The sequence below is a fragment of the Vibrio sp. Isolate32 genome, assembly GCF_022397955.1.
Taxonomy (GTDB): Bacteria; Pseudomonadota; Gammaproteobacteria; order Enterobacterales; family Vibrionaceae; genus Vibrio.
In genome coordinates, this window is record NZ_JAKEUQ010000003.1 from 48,025 (window position 1) to 67,339 (window position 19,315).

21 protein-coding genes and 1 other RNA gene are annotated in these 19,315 nt (G+C 44.9%); 13 read left to right on the forward strand and 9 right to left on the reverse strand.

All coding sequences use genetic code 11. From position 1 onward, the window contains the following. The first annotated feature begins 39 nt into the window (after positions 1-39). Together L1D11_RS02800 and L1D11_RS02805 are read left to right on the forward strand one after the other, a co-directional pair. On the forward strand, positions 40-936 hold the full coding sequence (locus L1D11_RS02800) for a LysR family transcriptional regulator ArgP (RefSeq protein WP_239862007.1): 897 nt from the start codon (positions 40-42) through the stop codon (positions 934-936). Between the two features lie 112 nt (positions 937-1,048). Beyond that, positions 1,049-1,756, forward strand: coding sequence for an oxidative stress defense protein (locus tag L1D11_RS02805; protein ID WP_239831456.1), 708 nt, complete (start codon positions 1,049-1,051; stop codon positions 1,754-1,756). Positions 1,757-1,852: 96 nt separating this feature from the next. Here the strand turns inward: L1D11_RS02805 and serA are convergent, their stop codons facing one another. The 5 genes from serA to zapA all read right to left on the reverse strand — a co-directional run bounded on the left by serA (position 1,853) and on the right by zapA (position 5,211). Continuing rightward, on the reverse strand, positions 1,853-3,082 hold the full coding sequence (gene serA / locus L1D11_RS02810) for a phosphoglycerate dehydrogenase (protein ID WP_239831457.1): 1,230 nt from the start codon (positions 3,080-3,082) through the stop codon (positions 1,853-1,855). A 261-nt stretch (positions 3,083-3,343) separates the two neighbouring features. After that, on the reverse strand, positions 3,344-4,000 hold the full coding sequence (rpiA, locus tag L1D11_RS02815) for a ribose-5-phosphate isomerase RpiA (protein WP_239831458.1): 657 nt from the start codon (positions 3,998-4,000) through the stop codon (positions 3,344-3,346). A 101-nt stretch (positions 4,001-4,101) separates the two neighbouring features. Beyond that, complete coding sequence (locus L1D11_RS02820; RefSeq protein ID WP_239831459.1) at positions 4,102-4,701, reverse strand: 5-formyltetrahydrofolate cyclo-ligase; 600 nt, start codon at positions 4,699-4,701, stop codon at positions 4,102-4,104. Positions 4,702-4,707: 6 nt separating this feature from the next. Further along, positions 4,708-4,891, reverse strand: a non-coding RNA gene (gene ssrS, locus L1D11_RS02825) — 6S RNA. An 11-nt stretch (positions 4,892-4,902) separates the two neighbouring features. Further along, positions 4,903-5,211: a cell division protein ZapA gene (gene zapA / locus L1D11_RS02830; RefSeq protein ID WP_004739010.1), complete on the reverse strand. Its 309-nt coding sequence runs from the start codon at positions 5,209-5,211 to the stop codon at positions 4,903-4,905. A gap of 308 nt (positions 5,212-5,519) precedes the next feature. Between zapA and L1D11_RS02835 the strand changes: the two genes are divergently transcribed. Genes L1D11_RS02835 through L1D11_RS02845 form a run of 3 tightly spaced genes read left to right on the forward strand, consistent with a single transcriptional unit; the run spans position 5,520 to position 8,533 of the window. Continuing rightward, positions 5,520-6,095 carry a YecA family protein gene (locus L1D11_RS02835; protein ID WP_239831460.1) on the forward strand — a complete coding sequence of 192 codons (576 nt, stop codon included), beginning with the start codon at positions 5,520-5,522 and terminating at the stop codon, positions 6,093-6,095. Between the two features lie 23 nt (positions 6,096-6,118). Further along, a complete protein-coding gene (ubiH, locus tag L1D11_RS02840; RefSeq protein WP_239831461.1) occupies positions 6,119-7,297 on the forward strand; it encodes a 2-octaprenyl-6-methoxyphenyl hydroxylase in 1,179 nt (392 codons plus the stop codon). Between the two features lie 12 nt (positions 7,298-7,309). Continuing rightward, positions 7,310-8,533, forward strand: coding sequence for an FAD-dependent 2-octaprenylphenol hydroxylase (locus L1D11_RS02845; protein WP_239831462.1), 1,224 nt, complete (start codon positions 7,310-7,312; stop codon positions 8,531-8,533). Between the two features lie 95 nt (positions 8,534-8,628). Here L1D11_RS02845 and L1D11_RS02850 read toward each other — a convergent pair whose 3' ends face one another. The 3 genes from L1D11_RS02850 to ygfZ form a co-directional block, all read right to left on the reverse strand. Further along, entirely contained in the window at positions 8,629-8,835 is a 207-nt protein-coding gene (locus tag L1D11_RS02850; RefSeq protein WP_008223967.1) for a DUF1107 domain-containing protein, read from the reverse strand. A gap of 561 nt (positions 8,836-9,396) precedes the next feature. Beyond that, entirely contained in the window at positions 9,397-9,858 is a 462-nt protein-coding gene (locus L1D11_RS02855) for a YbaK/EbsC family protein (protein WP_239831463.1), read from the reverse strand. Between the two features lie 4 nt (positions 9,859-9,862). Continuing rightward, positions 9,863-10,834 (reverse strand): tRNA-modifying protein YgfZ, encoded by a 972-nt coding sequence (gene ygfZ, locus L1D11_RS02860; RefSeq protein ID WP_239831464.1) that lies wholly within the window; start codon positions 10,832-10,834, stop codon positions 9,863-9,865. Positions 10,835-11,001: 167 nt separating this feature from the next. Here ygfZ and L1D11_RS02865 point away from each other — a divergent pair, with 167 nt between their 5' ends. Both L1D11_RS02865 and L1D11_RS22700 read left to right on the forward strand, forming a co-directional pair. Then, a complete protein-coding gene (locus L1D11_RS02865) occupies positions 11,002-11,262 on the forward strand; it encodes a succinate dehydrogenase assembly factor 2 (RefSeq protein WP_004735374.1) in 261 nt (86 codons plus the stop codon). Continuing rightward, entirely contained in the window at positions 11,210-11,638 is a 429-nt protein-coding gene (locus L1D11_RS22700) for a protein YgfX (RefSeq protein WP_345772733.1), read from the forward strand. Before L1D11_RS02865 ends, L1D11_RS22700 begins: the two co-directional genes overlap by 53 nt. An 88-nt stretch (positions 11,639-11,726) precedes the next feature. Here the strand turns inward: L1D11_RS22700 and nadB are convergent, their stop codons facing one another. Next, a complete protein-coding gene (nadB, locus tag L1D11_RS02870; RefSeq protein WP_239831465.1) occupies positions 11,727-13,343 on the reverse strand; it encodes an L-aspartate oxidase in 1,617 nt (538 codons plus the stop codon). Positions 13,344-13,732: 389 nt separating this feature from the next. Here nadB and rpoE point away from each other — a divergent pair, with 389 nt between their 5' ends. The 6 genes from rpoE (at position 13,733) to lepB (ending at position 19,312) form a co-directional block, all read left to right on the forward strand. Next, entirely contained in the window at positions 13,733-14,311 is a 579-nt protein-coding gene (rpoE, locus tag L1D11_RS02875) for an RNA polymerase sigma factor RpoE (protein WP_239831466.1), read from the forward strand. 26 nt (positions 14,312-14,337) lie between these two features. Further along, positions 14,338-14,961, forward strand: coding sequence for an RseA family anti-sigma factor (locus L1D11_RS02880; RefSeq protein WP_239831467.1), 624 nt, complete (start codon positions 14,338-14,340; stop codon positions 14,959-14,961). Continuing rightward, positions 14,958-15,920, forward strand: coding sequence for a sigma-E factor regulatory protein RseB (gene rseB, locus L1D11_RS02885; RefSeq protein WP_239831468.1), 963 nt, complete (start codon positions 14,958-14,960; stop codon positions 15,918-15,920). The genes L1D11_RS02880 and rseB overlap by 4 nt, the downstream gene beginning before the upstream one ends. Next, positions 15,917-16,387, forward strand: a complete 471-nt coding sequence (locus L1D11_RS02890) for a SoxR reducing system RseC family protein (protein WP_239831469.1) — start codon at positions 15,917-15,919, stop codon at positions 16,385-16,387. Before rseB ends, L1D11_RS02890 begins: the two co-directional genes overlap by 4 nt. Before the next feature lie 137 nt (positions 16,388-16,524). Beyond that, positions 16,525-18,318 carry a translation elongation factor 4 gene (gene lepA, locus L1D11_RS02895; RefSeq protein ID WP_239831470.1) on the forward strand — a complete coding sequence of 598 codons (1,794 nt, stop codon included), beginning with the start codon at positions 16,525-16,527 and terminating at the stop codon, positions 18,316-18,318. A 97-nt stretch (positions 18,319-18,415) separates the two neighbouring features. Further along, positions 18,416-19,312, forward strand: coding sequence for a signal peptidase I (gene lepB, locus L1D11_RS02900; RefSeq protein WP_239831471.1), 897 nt, complete (start codon positions 18,416-18,418; stop codon positions 19,310-19,312). The last annotated feature ends 3 nt before the right edge of the window (positions 19,313-19,315 follow it).

Below are 19,315 nucleotides of genomic sequence, written 5' to 3' on the forward strand. Positions count from 1 at the left end.
TAATGTAGTGTAAGGTTTGATTAAAAAGGCAGCAAAGTGATGCGTGGTTTGGATTACAAATGGATAGAAGCGCTAGATGCCGTGGTTAAACAACGCAGTTTTGAAAGGGCGGCAGAGCAGTTATATATCTCCCAATCAGCGGTATCGCAGCGCATTAAACAGCTAGAAAAGTGGCTCGCTCAACCTGCATTGGTAAGGGGAAACCCACCTAGGCCAACCCCGGCTGGTAAAAAGTTACTAGGCTTATATCGTCGAGTTCGTTTATTGGAGCATGAACTCGTTCCCGAGCTGTTGAATCAAGATGGTAATCAGCCTCTATCAATATCCATTGCTACCAACGCGGATAGCCTAGCAACTTGGTTACTGCCAGCTTTGTCGGATGTAATGAAGTCGCGCCAAGTGGAATTGAACCTCGCTATTCATGGCGAATCGAGAACTATAGAGAAGATCAAAAGTGGTGAAGTTGCAGGTGCAATTAGTTTGGAGTCTCAAGCGATTACTGGTTGCAGTGCCGACTACCTTGGTCGCATGGATTATGTGTGTGTGGCAAGTCCAGACTTTCATAAGCGCTACTTCTCTGAAGGGGTCAACTACACCACATTGAGAAAAGCTCCAGCAGTGTCTTATGATCAATACGATGACCTACATAAGACGTTTCTGCATGATCATTTTAATGTGCCTAGAGATAGTGTCATCAACCATACGGTTGGCAGCTCAGAAGCGTTTGTGCGTTTGGCCTTATCGGGTGTTGCCTACTGTTTGATTCCAAGGTTACAGATCATCGAGGAGCTAGAATCGGGTTCGTTGGTTGATATTACACCCGGGTTTTTATTGTCCTATAGGATTTACTGGCACCATTGGCAGCTTGAAAGTGGGGTACTTAAAGAGATCTCGCAAGCGATCTTGAGTTTTGCTCACGAACACTTACCACAGTGAGCTGGTGGTTTTTTCAGCGTCAAAGTTCTGTTAGAAGTGCGGTGCTTAGATTGGATAAACGGCAAATTACTCTATGATAAAAAGACATTTGTTTAGCATAGGTCTCCCCCCCATGAAGTTTGTACCAAAGATGTTAGCAACCTCTCTTATAGCAGCCCTAAGTGCTGTAAGTTTCTCAGCATTGGCTAATTCGCCATCTTTTCCACACATTTCGACGACCGGTTACGGTGAAGTGGTGGCGACGCCAGATATGGCGACATTTTCAGTCAGAGTTGTAGAGTCAACGATGACCGCAGAGCAAGCAAAGATCACTGTTGATAAAGTGGTGACGAGCTTCCTTAATAATCTGCATAAAGCAGGGGTTGATGAGGCGAGTGTTCATAGTTCTAACCTTTATCTAGCCCCTCAATATCACTACCCGAAAGACGGCAAGCCGGAGTTAGTCGGTTACCGAGCTTCACGTAATGTGACGGTTGAAGTTAAGGATTTATCGAATCTTAATGAGTATATGGATATGGCTATTGCTCAAGGGATTAACCAGATCGATAACATCCAATTGCAAGTGCGTGACCAAGCAAAATATCAAGAGCAAGCGCGTTTAGAAGCAATCAAAGATGCAAGAGCAAAAGCTAAATCATTAGCGACTGGTTTTGAGCGTGAGCTCGGCGATGTGTGGCGTGTTGATTACAACGCACAGTCTTCTCAGCCGGTACTAATGCGTTCTATGGCGATGGATGCGAGAACGGAGTCGAACTCTTATGAAGACTCAACGATCACTATTCGTGATCGTGTAAATGTGATCTATCAGCTTGAAGAGTAATTAGATCATCATGATCTAATTGCCTACCATAGCCCAAATATTAAAAAGGCTCTCGCAATGAGAGCCTTTTTGTTTTTCTAATATCGAATTCGATGATTAGTGAAGTAGACGAGCACGGATAGTGCCTTCGATCTCTTTTAGTTTCAGCAGGGCTTCTTCAGAGCGGTCTGCTTCAACATCTATCACTACGTAACCCATATCAGCTGCAGTCTGTAGGTACTGACCTGCGATGTTGATCCCTTCTTCAGCGAAGATGGTGTTGATTTGAGTCAGGATGCCTGGACGGTTCTGGTGAATGTGCAATAGGCGAGAGGTGCCCGTATGCAATGGCAGCGATACCTCTGGGAAGTTGACACTTGATAGCGTTGAACCGTTATCAGAGTATTTCGCCAGTTTACCTGCCACTTCTACACCGATGTTCTCTTGAGCTTCTTGAGTAGAACCACCAACGTGTGGAGTTAGAATCACGTTATCGAACTGCATCAATGGTGACTCAAATGGGTCAGCATTGGTTTTCGGTTCGGTTGGGAACACATCAATCGCCGCACCACCTAAGTGACCTGAATCAAGTGCACCACATAGGGCTGGAATATCGACCACAGTACCACGTGCAGCGTTGATAAAGATTGCGCCCGGCTTCATGCGGTCAAACTCTTCTTTACCCATCATATTCTTGGTTTCGTTAGTTTCTGGAACGTGCAAAGAGATCACATCACACTTATTAAGCAGTTCAGTCATGGTGTGAACTTGCGTTGCATTACCCAGTGAAAGCTTGTTTTCAATATCGTAGAAGTAAACACGCATACCTAGGTTTTCCGCAATAATACCCAGCTGAGTACCAATGTGACCATAACCGATAATACCTAAACGCTTACCACGAGCTTCGTAAGAGTTGTCTGCACTCTTTTTCCAGATGCCACGGTGCGCAAGAGCGTTCTTTTCTGGGACGCCACGTAGCAGCAATAGAACCTGACCAAGAACCAGTTCAGCAACACTTCGCGTGTTCGAGAATGGTGCGTTGAAGACAGGTACACCACGTTTTGCAGCTGCTTCAAGGTTTACTTGGTTAGTTCCGATACAGAAACAACCGATAGCAACTAATTTTTCAGCAGCATCAATCACTTCTTGGGAAAGGTTTGTGCGAGAACGAATACCGATGAAGTGAGCATCTTTAACTGCTTCAAGTAGTTCATCTTCAGGTAGTGAGCCTTTGTGGTACTCAATATTTGTGTAACCAGCGGCTTGAAGTACTTCTACTGAAGAAGGGTGAAGACCTTCTAGAAGTAGAATTTTTATTTTTTCTTTTTCCAGTGAAACTTTGGCCATTGTTCTCGTCCTTAAAATGGAAAGGTTGGGCAAATGCGGCGCACGTGCTACAAAATGGCTGAAAGGGGAACAAATTCACCACTTTGTTAGGAGACAAACGTTTTCCCTGTGCGTCTTCTGAACAATAAAGTAACAAAAAAAAAATGTTTTGGGTAAGAAAATTACCGAATAAGACATAATTTTACAGTTAAAAAGCAAAAAAAACGGCGCCCTTGGGTACCGTATGTGATGAAGTAACAGAAAAACTCAATCTTCTATTATTTATTCTTCGATTTTTGCACCTTCAGGTGTACCTGTGATAACCACATCTGCGCCACGGTGTGCGAATAGACCAACCGTTACCACACCAGCGATACCATTGATGATATCTTCTAGTTGTTTCGGGTTTTCAATCGCCATGCCGTAAACATCTAGGATCACGTTGCCGTTATCCGTTGTACAACCTTCACGGTAAACCGGGTCACCACCAAGCTTAACTAGCTCACGCGCAACGTATGAACGCGCCATTGGGATAACTTCTACCGGTAGAGGGAATTTACCCAGTACATCAACGGCTTTCGTGCCATCAACAATACATACAAATTTATCAGAGATAGCCGCTACGATTTTTTCACGAGTTAGAGCTGCACCGCCGCCCTTGATCATGTCGCGAGTTGGGTTGATCTCGTCTGCGCCATCAACATAGATGTCTAGCTTAGCAACATCATTACACTCATACACTTTGATCTCTAGCTCTTCTAAGCGTTGCGTTGAAGCAAAAGAGCTTGAAACTGCGCCTTTGATTTTGTCTTTCATTGTGCCCAGTGCGTCGATGAAGTGATTTACTGTAGAGCCAGTACCAACACCTACAATGCTGCCTTCTTCAACATATTTAAGTGCTGCCCAACCAGCTGCTTTTTTCATTTCATCTTGAGTCATGCCATTCTCCTGAGTAAGATCTTGCGCTTTGAATTAGTCGTTCGCGTATTGAGTTAACGTTTGAGTATCGAGGTTAACGTTTGCGGCGCGATTATAGCGCTTTAACGGTTGTTTTCCCATTGCCAAGTTTTACTTGGAGTAACGATTTTAGGTAACGGAACATCCCACTCTTCAATCGGTAGGGTATCGACATGTTGGCAATCGTGAGCCAAACCAATTGGGGTTGCCCCTTGTCCTGTCTTGAACCATTTCGCCAGAGTACGATCGTAATAGCCACCACCCATGCCTAACCGATGACCATGAGAGTCAAAACCAACCAGCGGTGTAAGAATCAGGTCGAGTTGATGACAAGGCTTAACCAACGTTTGATTAAGCTGTGGTTCAACGATGCCGTATTTATTCAATACGGTTGGGGTCGTCGGAGAGTAGTGCAAAAACAACAGATGCCCGTCAGAGAAGGGGTGCAATACAGGTAAATAGGTCTGCTTGCCTTGCGCCCACAACCACTCGATTAAAGGTTGGCTATCAAGTTCACCATCGATAGAGATATAAAGTGCGATATGTTGGGCTGAATGAATATCATCAAGTTGAGCGCACTGCTTAACTAGGTCTATGCTGGATTGAGTTTGTTGTTCGCTAGATAGGGAGTTGCGTTTGATGCGGATTTGTTTGCGAAATTCGCTGCGTGTGAGCGTCTTCATAAGAAGGGATACCCCAAAGTGCCGTTGAGAATAGATGGCCCTTGAACCTGCGAGTTCAAGGCGGATCAGCAATGATTACCGTAGGCTTCTCGGTCGGGCCGAGCATGCTCAATAGCACTCAAGTACTAACCCTTAGGGATTGCTTATCGGCTCGGGGACGTGAATCCTCTGACAAACACTCCAGGGTAAATTTTGTGTACGCTATTGCTGTCCGTGCTTAACCTTACTGAGAACATCTGAAAGCGATGTTGTGAGCTGTTCCATTCGCTCGGTCAGTGCGTTTTGTTCGTCATTTGCTTCAAACTTCTTGGTTTGTAATTCATAGCAAATGTTCAGAGCTGCGATAGTCAGCAGCTTCACTTCATTGGTTACTTTAGTACGTTCAGCCATCTCTTTCAATCGATTATCAAGATCGGCCGCCGCTGCAATCAATGACTCCTCTTGCCCTGCTGGACAATTTACTCGAGTCAGTTTTCCTAATATTTCAACGTCTACCGCTTGATTACTCATGATGGATGAACTCTTTAACGCGCTATTTTAAGGCTGTTGCTCTTCGCCATTTTTTGAGAAAGAAAAAGTGCAAGTACCGATGAGGAAGCAATCTCCTCTGAGTGAGAAACTATAGGTAAACCGCTATTAAGATTCAAGCTTTTCAGAGTGACTGTTTGTAAATGAGAGCTTGAGCACACAGTAATTCAGCAAATTGAACAATTGGTAGTCAGTCATCCTTCAATTGCTAGGTATCGATGCTTACCAGAATGGGGGTGAAGTGGTACGATTATACTATCGATATAAAGAATAATTGAGCGAGCTATCTGATGAGCGAAACGACTTTACCTGACTACCTAACGGTTGCGACTGAACTTCAATCGGCAAGTCTAGCCGTAACCCCTGCTGAGATGCATGGCTTATTAACGGGTATGTTAAGCGGAGGCTTAAGCCTAGCAGATAAGAGCTGGCAACCACTGATGTTTGATTACACCAATGAAGGTATGGGCTGGCCGGATCGCGCATTAACCTTAGCGGAAGCGACATTGAAAGTAACCACTAGTGAGATCACTGGTTCTGGTATGGAATTGTCTATGCTACTGCCTGATGAAGACGCAAGTGCGAGCCTGTTTGATTTAGCTGACGGTGTGTCTGATTGGATCAACCACTTTATCTCTGGTTTAGGACTCGTTGGCGCTCAGTTAAATAAGGCGTCGGAAGGCACTAAAGAAGCGCTGGCTGATCTTGAAGAGATGGCAAAGCTAGGCATTGATGAAGATGATGACCTAGAAGAGCAAGCGCAACTTCTAGAGCACGTTATTGAGCATGTCAAAGCGTGTGCATTAACCATTCATGCTGAATTTGGTGCACGCCCATCTGAAGATGTAGCTCCAACCATTCACTAATCGTTTGCCAGTTTGAGGTTATGATGGCTCAGTATGATGTTGTAATTGCTGGTGGGGCGATGGCAGGGGCGACTTTGGCGCTTGCCTTGAATCACCTAAGCCAAGGTTCGCTATCGATTGCGGTAGTGGAACCTTATCAGGTTGATCATCAAGCTCATCCTGGGTTTGATTCTCGTTCTATTGCTTTGTCTTATGGCACAGTGCAGATCCTTGATTCATTGCAGTTGTGGCAATCGATCGCTCCAGTAGCAACCCCGATTAAAGATATTCATGTCTCGGATCGTGGGCATGCAGGAATGACTGATATCTACAGCGAAGATCTTGCGGTTGATGCGCTTGGTTATGTGGTCGAGTTGGCGGATGTCGGTCGAATCTATCAGCAAAAGCTGGAGTCTGAATCGAGCATCACGATGTTGTGCCCTGACTCAGTAGCGAAAATTGAGCGTAGTGATTTACTGACGACTATTGACCTAAACAGCGGGCAAACCATTACTACTAAGTTGTTGGTTGCAGCTGACGGAGCGATCTCTATCTGCTGTCAACAACTGAATATTTCGTTGAGCGAGCATGACTTTGAGCAAGTGGCTGTCATTGCCAACATTGTGGCGAGCGAGCCGCATCAAGGTCGTGCCTTTGAGCGTTTTACCCATCATGGGCCAGTTGCTTTATTACCAATGACGGACAACCGTCTATCGCTAGTGTGGTGCTTACCGCCAGAACAAGCCGATAAAGTCATGGCTTTAAACGACAGCCAGTTCCTTGAACAGCTGCAGAATGATTTTGGTTGGCGATTAGGCCGTTTAGAGAAAGTGGGTAAGCGTGCGAGCTATCCTCTGATTCTTCGTCATCGTCAGCAAAATATCTCTCATCGATTTGCGATTGTCGGCAATGCCGCTCAAACTCTTCACCCGATCGCGGGTCAAGGCTTTAACCTCGGCATTCGTGATGTGGCTTCTTTAGCCGAAGAGTTGTGTACTCAGTTGGATGATGTTGGTCGATACACTGGTCTTGTTAACTTTAGAAAACGTAGAGAACAGGACAGAGGGGCAACGATTACACTGACATCGAGCCTAGTACACCTGTTCTCAAATGACTTTTTAACCGCTCGTATCGGGCGCAACCTTGGGTTAGCTGTTATGGATAACCTTCCACCACTTAAAGGTCCACTTTTGCGTCACACGCTTGGCCTAGTAGAAAGATAAGGTAGATAAATAATGATGCAAAGTGTTGATATCGCAATTGTTGGTGGAGGCATGGTTGGCTTAGCCCTTGCAGCAGCTTTGAAAGACAGTGATCTGAGAGTGGTTGTAATTGAAGGCAAGGCACCAAGCGAAGGGCTTAATGAACTGCCTGACGTACGTGTTTCTGCATTGAGCCGTTCTAGTGAAGTGATTTTGCGTAATCTAGGTGCGTGGCAGGGAATTGAGCAAAGACGTGCTGCACCTTATCAAGCGATGGAAGTGTGGGAGCAAGACAGCTTCGCTCGTATTGAATTTGACTCAACGCGGTTAGCGCAGCCTAATTTAGGTCATATTGTTGAGAACCGTGTGATTCAATTGGCGTTGCTTGAACAGGTTAAAAAGCAAGAAAACGTCAGTTTATACGTGCCAGCGACGTGCAAAACAATGGCAATTGGTGAAAGCGAAGCATGGCTGACTTTAGACAATGGTCAAGCACTGACGGCTAAGCTTGTCGTTGGCGCAGATGGTGCCAATTCTTGGGTTCGCAAGCAGCAAGACATTCCATTAACACATTGGGATTACGGCCACAGTGCAATTGTTGCTAATGTTAAAACTGCCGAACCGCATCATAGTGTGGCTCGTCAAATATTTACGCCACAGGGTCCGTTGGCATTCTTACCAATGCAACCGAGTAACATGAGCTCGATTGTTTGGTCCAATGAGCCTAATCGTGCCGAGAAGCTCGTATCTATGTCGGATGCGGAGTTTAATAAACAGCTAACAGCTGAGTTCGACTCTAAATTAGGCTTGTGTGAAGTGGTTAGCGAGCGTTTTGCGTTCCCGCTGCGCATGCGATACGCGAGAGACTTCGTAGTAGAGCGTGTAGCTCTAGTAGGGGATGCCGCGCATACCATTCACCCGCTTGCAGGGCAGGGCGTTAACCTTGGCTTGTTAGATGCTGCCAGTCTAGCACAAGAGCTGTTAAAGCTGTGGGCTGTTGGTGAAGACATTGGTACCAAGCGCAATCTACGCGGTTATGAGCGCTGGAGAAAAGCAGAAGCGGCGAAGATGATTGCTTCGATGCAGGGCTTTAAAGATCTGTTTGAAGGCAATAACCCAGCTAAGAAGCTGATTCGTGGCATAGGTATGAAGCTTGCGGGTCAGTTGCCTGGTGCAAAAGATGAAATTATGAGGCGAGCTCTGGGCCTTGCGGGTAATCTTCCTGATTTGGCAAAGCGCCTTGTGACTCATCGATAACGCCTTAATGTACCGATGATTCGTAGAGTCATTGATACGAAAAAAGGGTTGGTATAAGCCAACCCTTTTTGTTTTGAATTGTCTAGATAATCAGATTATGCGTAAGCACAGCGTAGCTTCATAATTTCACTATTTATTTCTTTCACTGTTTGAAAGTGGCGTTGCTCTGCTCGATCTGGCAGGACTAACTTGCCGTTATCAAACTCAAATTTCCCTACGCCGTAAATGTATATTCGTCCTTTGAAAAGTCGACTTACATGTTTAGCAATCATACTCGGTGTATAGCGCTTAAACAGTCTCATTCTTAATTATCCTTATATTTACCTAGCCTGCACATTATAGAAAAACTCTGGAAAAATAATTGTGATAAGCATGGAGTAATATGCAGTAGCATTGACATTAATTAGATATTTGTGCTGTTTTAAGCACTTTCTACAGTAAATATCTATTTTTACGTGAGCTCATCCCTAAAATAATACTGAGTAGTGAGCTGCCGTGAACTTTCCTGTTCGGTATTAAATAGTGTTAATGTGACAAGTATAAGAATAGGCGGGATTTTTTTGTTTGTGTAATCAAATTGTAAAATTAAGACAAAAAAAGCCCGTCTAAAACGGGCGAATAGTCACAGATGTATTACACAAAAGTGGATACTGATGTTACTCAGTGGATTCACTTGTACTGATTTGCCTAGGGGCTAGTCAGTAAAACCACAATAACGCAGTTTTTTACTTGTGACTAATTATGCTTTAATTTTGATTAAATACTTAACCTTGATCTATTTATCTTATGACGAACTTCACACTAAATATGTATCCAGTGAAAACTGGAATGTGACTTTGCGATCAGTTACTGCTTAGATCTGATCATCGGCTGATCTCTGTAATGATCGGCGCGCTTAGGGCTATGAGATCATCGGGATCCAGAGCAATACCTGCCATTCGATCCCCCGAGCTGATGGTCACCGTCGAATTGTTTTGAATCGAAGGATCAAAGATGATCGGCATGTGCCTCTTTAATGCAAGCGGGCCAACACAACCTACCTTAAAACCAGTGATGGACTCTACATCACTTAGCGGAACACAAGTCATTCGGCGGCAATTTAAAATTGAGCGCACTTTCTTTGGGTCTACCGAGCGATCACCAGTCGTACAAGCTAAGGCGTATTGATTGCCCATGTCTTTGAGTAGAATGCATTTCACCATTTGAGAGGGGGAAATACCTCGCTCTTGTGCGGTTTTTTCGATGCTGGTGGTTGGCTTGCTTTGCAGCAGCAGGTGATAGTTTACCTGCTGCTGATCGAGCCATTGTGTAATCAGTGTTTCCACGTAATTACTCGTCGTCAAGGCTGTAAGGAAGTGGCAGGATATTCCAGATTTGATCCGGTTGGGCAGTCAAGCGCAGTTGAACTTCGTCATCCAGGTTGTTCGGCAGAACCATTAGACCAATCGCTTGGTTGTCAGAAAATTGATATACGTTGATCAGCCGACCTGCACCACGCCAGTTTTCACGCACGCTACGCTCTAGATCAATAGGGCTCTCTAGTGTTAGCACTTCCGCAGTCGGACCAGAAACTATGCGCATTTCACGTTTGTTCATGCCACGGTATTTAGCGCGAGCTACTGTTTCTTGACCCGTGTAACATCCCTTGGTGAAGCTGATGCCACCAATCGCTTGCAGGTTAAGTGCCTGAGGGATGTGCTCATTTTGCTCTGCTTTTGTTAGGTTAGGCTGAGCATCGATAATTTCATGATACTGCCATAGCGCCTCTGAGACTTTCTCCGCAGAACTGTTAGTGACCATAGCTTCTGCAGCTTGTTCTGTTACAAGCAGAGCCCAGCGGTTGTCTGCAACTTGAACGGCTGTACCGCCTGAAATAGCACGTACTTTACCTTGGCTCTCTGAGATTGAGTCAATGTACTGATCCGCAGCTGCTCCCATCACACCGATAACCACATCACTGGTTTGCTCAATATCGACCTTAGAGAAGACAGCGTATTTTTTGATTTCTACGAGCTCAACTTCAATCGCAGACTTAGGCTGCATAAGCGCGTAACCACCGTTGTGGTGGAATAGGCGGAAGATACTCCATACCTTTCCTTTTGCATCACAGTGAGCGCCTAATGTGGATTCATCATTAGGAAGAGTCACGACGTCGCACGTTACTTGACCTTGTAGGTACGATTTTTTGTCATCGCCTACCATGGTAATTGCACTCCAGTCTGACACATGTGTCATCATTAGTTCTGGAAACGAGTCATTTTGCGTATGAGCGTGCGGCTGAAAGGTGTTTTTCCAATCCATTTTATCTTTCCTAAGAATTTTATTTGGCTCTATGTTAATCCTGTTCTGTTTCTTTGTCAGCCTAGGTTTTTTTGTGAGCTGAGATAGGGACTGTGACCCACATAGTAGTTGCAGAGCGTATGACTTGTTAAACTCCAAGAAAGAAAAATTATAGGTGAGGATAGCCAATGTACACTGCAGAGCAGAAAGCACGAATTAAATGGGGTTGCCGTCGCGGCATGTTAGAACTTGATGTAGTCATCATGCCATTTTTCGAAGAGTGTTTTGATTCATTGCAAGAGCAGGAACAGCGCGAGTTTGTTTCTTTACTAGAGTGTGATGATCCAGACTTGTTTACTTGGGTGATGGGCCACGGCCGCAGTGAAAACTTAGGTCATGCATCAATGGTTGATAAAATTGTCGCACACAATCTCAGCAAGGTTCGTTAAGCTCCAGCTTAACCCTTCGCATTTCGCATTATTAACAAAAGGCACTGTTTTCGGGTGCCTTTTGTTTTTCATCGTTGTCTCTTCTATTCCACTGGCTGTCAGCCTTTATTGTCTTTATTTATCCTTCAATCTGTTTCGTGCCAATCATATGCTTATCACCAGTGCTCAAGGGCGTTTTGATTATAAGGATGATGGTGAGATCCAGCTTAATGATCAGCTTTACAAGTTAAAGTCCGTCGATCAGATTTGGGCTCAATTCTTCATAAAATTACAATTTGAATGTGGTCACTCGGTACTGCTATGGCGAGACAGTTGCCAAGAGCAAGAATATCGGCACTTTTTGGCGAACTTACAACGAATGCGCTCGCTAAACTAAAGTAATCGATAAGCCGTGAGATAAAAGAAAAGGGAGCGCTAGGCTCCCTTTCGTTTGATTACTTTTCGTGAGTGACGAATGCGCCAAGTTACGATTGACGTTTCTCTGGTGTCAGAATCGTTGGGCCACTGTCTTCAGCAAGCTCCGGGTAATCCAATGTGTAGTGCAGGCCGCGACTCTCTTTACGTTGCATTGCACAGCGAACCATTAGTTCAGCGACTTGAAGTAGGTTACGCAGTTCTAGAAGGTTGTTCGACACCTTAAAGTTGCTGTAATACTCGTGAGTCTCTTGCTGCAGCATTTGAATACGACGCATTGCGCGCTCAAGACGCTTGTCTGTACGTACGATACCCATGTAATCCCACATGAATAGACGAAGTTCATGCCAGTTGTGCTGGATAATAACTTCTTCATCACTGTTGGTGACTTGGCTTTCATCCCATGCTGGAAGCTCCGCACACAATTGAGATTGTTCAATGTTCTCAACGATGTGTTTTGCTGCCGACCACGCGTAAACCACACATTCTAGTAGTGAGTTTGATGCCATACGGTTCGCACCGTGGAGGCCGGTGTAGCTCACCTCACCAATCGCGTAGAGGTTTTGTAGATCCGTTTGGCCATCTTTATTGACCATCACACCACCACAGGTGTAGTGCGCAGCAGGTACGATCGGGATCGGCTCTTTAGTCATATCGATACCCAAGTCCATCAATCGAGTGTGGATCATTGGGAAGTGCGCGGTGATGAACTCTTCTGGCTTGTGGCTGATGTCGACGTACATGCAATCTGCACCTAGTCGCTTCATTTCGAAGTCGATTGCGCGAGCAACCACATCACGAGGTGCCAATTCACCGCGCTCATCGAAGTCCTTCATGAAGCGTGTACCATCCGGGCGACGCAGGTATGCGCCTTCGCCGCGTAGCGCTTCCGTTAGTAGGAAGTTACGCGCTTCTGGATGGAACAAGCAAGTCGGGTGGAATTGGTTGAACTCTAGGTTTGCTACACGACAACCTGCACGCCAAGCAATCGCAATACCATCACCAGAAGATACATCTGGGTTAGACGTGTATTGGTAAACTTTGGATGCGCCGCCAGTAGCAAGTACAACAAATTTAGCACGTACAGTTTCTACGTGTTCTTGGTTACGGTTCCAGATGTAGGCACCGATAACCTTGTCTTTTGAGCCACCAATTTTATCTTCAGTGATCAAGTCCAGCGCGTTGTGGCGCTCAAAGATCTCGATGTTCGGGTGATTCTTGACGTTATCTTGCAGTGAAGTTTGCATCGCCATGCCAGTTGCATCGGCAGCGTGCAGGATTCTGCGGTGGCTGTGTCCACCTTCACGAGTTAGGTGGTACTTAGGTTGACCATCAGTGCTGTTTTCATCTTTATCAAATGGAACACCGCCATCAATTAGCCATTGCACACACTCTTTAGCATTCTCAGCAATGAATTGAACTGTACCTTCTTCACATAACCCAGCCCCGGCAATTTGAGTATCTTCAACGTGAGACTCAATACTGTCAGACTCATCGAACACCGCAGCAATACCGCCTTGTGCGTAATACGTCGATCCCTCGCTGCGTGGTCCTTTGCTTAATACAATTACTTTTGCATGTTCTGCTACGCGTAAGGCTAATGACAAGCCTGCCGCACCACTTCCTACCACTAATACATCACACTGATGTTCACGGTTTGCGTTCATAAAACTTATTAAATCCCGGGCTATAGTCGAGTTGTCCACTCTCAATTGACTTTGTCTTGTTTTAGGAGTTTGAGTAAGACTGTTATAATCTCTCCAGAGTCATCCTTAAACGCTATGCAAAATCAATATATAGACAGCTATCTAGAAATATTTAATTGCTCAATACCATTGCTTTTGCTCAAGTTTCCCCAAGTTGATAGGGATAGCTATTTTTATTACATCACATTGTGAAACAATAATGGCAAATAATTTTAAGAAAGTTGGAACTTTCGGTATTTGGCTTAGTCACAATAGTGCTCTTGTAGACGGTGGTGTCAATACTACATTTCGCATAATTAGTACCCATATCTGTGAAGGTGAGGGTTATAACAATAGGAGTACCCGCTCGAATGAACGAGCAGCTAACCGATCAAGTGTTGATTGAGCGAGTTCAGAGTGGAGATAAGCAGGCATTTAACTTACTAGTGGTTAAGTATCAAAACAAAGTTTGTAATCTTATCTCTCGATACGTGAATAATTCCGGTGATGTACCTGATGTAGCACAAGAAGCTTTTATTAAAGCTTACCGCGCGATACCTAACTTTCGAGGTGAGAGTGCCTTCTATACATGGTTGTACCGAATTGCCGTGAACACCGCTAAAAATCATATCGTTGCCCAAAGCCGTAGGCCACCAGCAACAGATGTAGATGCAGAAGATGCAGAATATTACGAAACAGGCAGCGCGTTAAAAGAAATATCGAACCCTGAGAACTTAACGCTGTCAAAAGAATTGAAACAAGTCGTTTTTGGAGCGATTGACGCGCTACCAGAAGATTTAAAAACTGCAATGACGTTGCGTGAGCTCGAAGGTTTGAGCTACGAAGAGATTGCAGAAGTAATGGATTGCCCTGTAGGAACCGTACGTTCGCGTATTTTCCGAGCTCGTGAAGCGGTGGAAAAGAAAATTAAACCTCTTTTACAACGCTAGAACTTGTAATAATTATGGTGAAAATAATGGCTGATAAAGAAAAGCTTTCGGCACTCATGGATGGTGAAACGATCGATAAAGCTTTCATTGTAGAGCTTGAATCTGATCAAGAAAGCATGGATACCTGGCAGAGTTACCATTTAATTGGTGATGTTATGCGTGGGGATGCGCCAGAAACTAAAAATTGGAACATTGCGGATAGTGTGGCAGCAGCACTTGAAGATGAGCCAGCACACAGTGCCATGACAAACCTGCACCAAGTGAATGTTGAACCTACTGTTGCTCCAATTGAAGAGCAGCCTAAACCTCAGCAAACGAAGCGCCAGCTTCCGGCTTGGTTCCAACAGTTTGGACAAGTTGCCGTAGCAGCGTGTGTTTCATTAGCGGTTGTATTAGGTGTTCAACAATATGGTGGCAGCGATCCTGCAGTTCCAGAGCAGTTACCTGTACTTCAGACGATTCCATTTGCGGGATCCGCTGAACCAGTAAGCTTAACGCGCGAGTCGGTAGAGAGACCCGCATCTGAAGCAAACTTGCAAGAGCAGCGTAAACGCGTTCATGCAATGCTAGAAGATTATGAGCTACAACTAAGATTAAACAGTGATGCGTCGCCTATGGAAGATGCACATCTAGAATCGGACATTGAATGAAGAAAATCCTGGTCAGTGCACTGACACTGTTCAGTTTGATGTCTCCAACAGCCTTTGCAGAGGAAACCACTGCAAAGGCCTTGTTGCATCAAATGAACGAGGCCAGTCAGCATCTAAATTACGAACTCTCCTACATATTGATAAAGAAGAGCAGTATTGAACCTCTTGTTTATCGCCATGCAGTTAACGACGACCAACAACTTGCACACCTTGTTTACCTAAGCGGCCCTGTTCGCGAAGTGATTCGACGTGGCAATGAAGTGAGCTACATCGAACCGGGTACAGAGCCATTTACGATTAAGTCTGGCAGTATGGTAGCCCCCGTTATTCCGATGATTAATCGAGATATCGAATCCCTGAATCAGTACTACGACTTTGTGAAAGTTGGGCGTTCTCGTGAAGCGGGCAGCACCACTCAAGTTCTGCGCGTCGTGCCGAAAGATGGCCTTCGCTATTCTTACGTGGTTTGGGTAGACGAAAAAACGAGCCTTCCTTTGCGTGCCGACCTTTTGGATCGTGATGGTGAAGTGCTTGAACAGTATCGTACGATCTCTTACGTGGTGAACGATAAGATTGCCGAAGCTATGGGGGGCTTGAACCAAGCTCAATTGCCGAAAGTCTTATCATTACCGGAAGGCTTAGTGAGTGAAACCAACTGGCAAGCCTCTTGGATTCCTGAAGGGTTCAAGTCAAAAGAGCTTAGTCGCTATCAAATGGCTGCGACCGATAAAATGGTTGAAAGCCAGCTTTTCAGTGATGGATTGTTTAGCTTTTCGGTTTATATCGCTGAAAAAGACGAACATTCATTGAAAGGTCAATTGGTACGTCAAGGACGTAGAACCTTGCATAGCTTAGTGATTGGCGACAAAGAAATCTCTGTAGTTGGTGACATTCCGCCAGCAACCGCTAAACGTATCGCTCAATCAGTTACGTTTAACAAATCGGTACCAGCGCAATGATGACCGCACTGGCGACCGTTAGCTCGGTTGAACAAAAAGGTAAGCAATACTTTGTTCAGCTGAGCTGCGAACAACAAACCAGTTGTAGCAGCTGTTCTTCTCAAAAAAGCTGTGGTACGGGGATTGTGACCAAGGCTGTTGGCAATAAATTTTTGTTTTGGCAGCTTAAAACCAAAAGCTTAGTTAAGGCAGGACAAATTGTAGAAATTGGCTTTCCAGAAAAAAGTCTACTTCAGTCGGCAGCCATCGTTTATCTCATCCCACTTTTCATGTTGATGATTGGCGCGGGTTTTGGACAACTCTTGTTACAACCCTTACTCCAAGGGGGCGAGGGCATTGTTATCTTAAGTGCAGCGCTGTTTACTGCTGGTGGTATTGCTTTAGCTAAGCGGTTAGCCAAACCTATGGAAGACAAATCCAAGCAAGAAGTCGTCTTGATTCGAATCCTAGGTGAGTCTCTCGTCTAATTTATGATGCTTCTTGCCCTTAAATTGGGTAGAATCTGCCAACTTGATTGAAATGCCGCCACCAATGCTGACTGTAGATTGGACGCGTTGCGGCTTTCTTATTATCCCTATTCAAAGAGTTTAGTCACACCAAGCCTATGAAGCACATTCGTAATTTTTCGATTATCGCCCACATCGACCACGGTAAGTCGACCCTTTCTGACCGCTTAATCCAAGTTTGTGGGGGATTAAGTGAACGTGAGATGGCAGCTCAAGTCCTCGATTCTATGGATATAGAACGCGAGCGTGGTATTACAATTAAAGCGCAAAGTGTGACTTTAGATTACAAAGCTAAAGATGGTGAAACTTACCAACTTAACTTTATCGACACTCCTGGACACGTAGACTTCTCTTACGAAGTATCTCGTTCTCTAGCGGCTTGTGAAGGCGCACTACTTGTAGTGGATGCTGGCCAAGGTGTTGAAGCACAAACTTTAGCAAACTGTTACACAGCAATCGAAATGGAACTGGAAGTAGTGCCAATCTTGAACAAGATTGACTTACCTGCAGCTGAACCAGAACGTGTTGCTGAAGAGATCGAAGAGATCGTAGGTATCGATGCGATGGAAGCGACTCGCTGTTCTGCTAAAACAGGTTTGGGTGTTGATGATGTACTAGAAAACATCGTAACAGCTATTCCACCACCGGAAGGTGATCCTGAAGCGCCTCTACAAGCTTTGATCATTGACTCTTGGTTTGATAACTACCTTGGCGTAGTTTCTTTGGTTCGTATCAAGAACGGTACGCTGAAGAAGAACGACAAGATCAAAGTAATGTCGACAGACCAAGTATGGGGTGTTGACCGTCTAGGTATCTTCACGCCTAAGCAAATCGACACTACAGAGCTAAATACTGGCGAAGTAGGTTGGGTTGTTTGTGGTATTAAAGACATCCTAGGTGCACCAGTTGGTGATACGTTGACGCTTGCGAAAGGCGGCAGCACTGAACGTCTTCCTGGTTTCCAAAAAGTGAAGCCTCAGGTATACGCAGGTCTATTCCCTGTATCATCTGATGACTACGAAAACTTCCGTGACGCATTAGGCAAACTAAGCCTAAACGATGCATCACTGTTCTTTGAACCAGAAAGTTCAGCAGCACTTGGTTTTGGTTTCCGTTGTGGCTTCTTAGGAATGCTTCACATGGAGATCATCCAAGAGCGTCTAGAGCGTGAATACGACCTAGACCTAATCACAACTGCTCCAACAGTAGTGTATGAAGTTGTAAAAACAGATAAAACGGTTCTTTACGTTGATAGCCCAGCTAAACTGCCAGCGGTTAATGACCTAGACGAAATTCGTGAACCAATTGCACGCTGTAATATTCTGGTACCTTCGGATTACCTAGGTAACGTAATCACACTGTGTGTTGAGAAGCGTGGCGTACAAGTAGACATGGTTTACCACGGTAACCAAGTTGCGGTGACATACGACCTTCCTATGGCTGAAGTAGTTCTAGACTTCTTCGACCGTCTGAAGTCAACGTCTCGCGGTTATGCATCATTGGATTACAACTTCCAACGCTACGCGCCATCAAACATGGTACGTGTAGACGTATTGCTGAATGGCGAAACCGTTGATGCACTTGCAATCATTACGCATAAAGATATTTCGCAGTCTCGTGGCCGTCTATTGGTAGAGAAGATGAAAGAATTCATCCCTCGTCAGATGTTCGATATCGCGATTCAAGCAGCGATTGGTAACCACATCATTGCTCGTTCTACAGTGAAACAACTGCGTAAGAACGTAATCGCAAAATGTTACGGTGGTGATATCAGTCGTAAGAAGAAACTTCTTAAGAAACAGAAAGAAGGTAAGAAGCGTATGAAGCAGATCGGTAACGTTGAACTGCCTCAAGAAGCTTTCCTTGCAATCCTTCACGTTGGAAAAGATTAACTTTATCCAGCGGTAAACGAATAATTGAAAGTGGAAGAGTAGATCGCTATTCTTTCACTTTCGTTATTTTTAAAGAAATGAAATTTAAGGGATATCAATGGCTAATACATTTTCGCTTATCTTAGTGATCGTAACTCTAGTGACCGGCATTGTATGGGCGTTGGAAAAGTTTGTGTGGGCGAAGAAGCGCCAGCAAAAGCTTGCTGACGTTGAAGCACAATCGAATGGCCTAGACGCTGAAACCAGCGCAAAAGTTACGGCTCAGCCTTGGTGGGTTGAGAACAGTGTGTCCATTTTCCCGGTAATTGCATTTGTTTTGATCTTGCGTTCATTCATCTATGAACCGTTTCAAATCCCTTCTGGCTCGATGATGCCAACCCTTTTGGTTGGTGATTTCATCTTGGTAGAGAAGTACGCGTATGGTCTAAAAGATCCAGTATGGCGCACTCAATTGATAGAAACAGGCAAGCCAGAACGTGGTGATTCAATCGTATTTAAGTACCCACCTCAACCAAACATCGACTACATTAAGCGTGTTGTTGGTATGCCTGGTGACACTATTCGCTACAGCAGTCGTAAAGAGATCTGTATTCAGGCGAAGGGTACAAGTAGCTGTGAACCAGTGAAACTAAGTCACGTTGAAGAGAGCCAATTTATTCAAGATGGTGTGCCTCTGATTCAGCTGAACGAACAGCTTGGAGATGTTGAGCACCAAATTTTAGTTAACCCACTGCGTCGTGATCGTGTGCAAGCATATCAGCCTCGCAATGGTGTTAACGAGTGGGTCGTTCCAGAAGGCCAGTACTTTGTGATGGGTGATAACCGTGATAACAGTGCCGATAGCCGTTATTGGGGCTTTGTCCCTGAAGCAAACCTTGTTGGTAAGGCCGTTGCTATTTGGATCAGTTTCGAGTTCGAACGTGGCTCAGACAGTGTACTTCCAACATGGATTCCTACTGGTGTGCGTTTTAATCGCATCGGTGGGATTCATTAATCG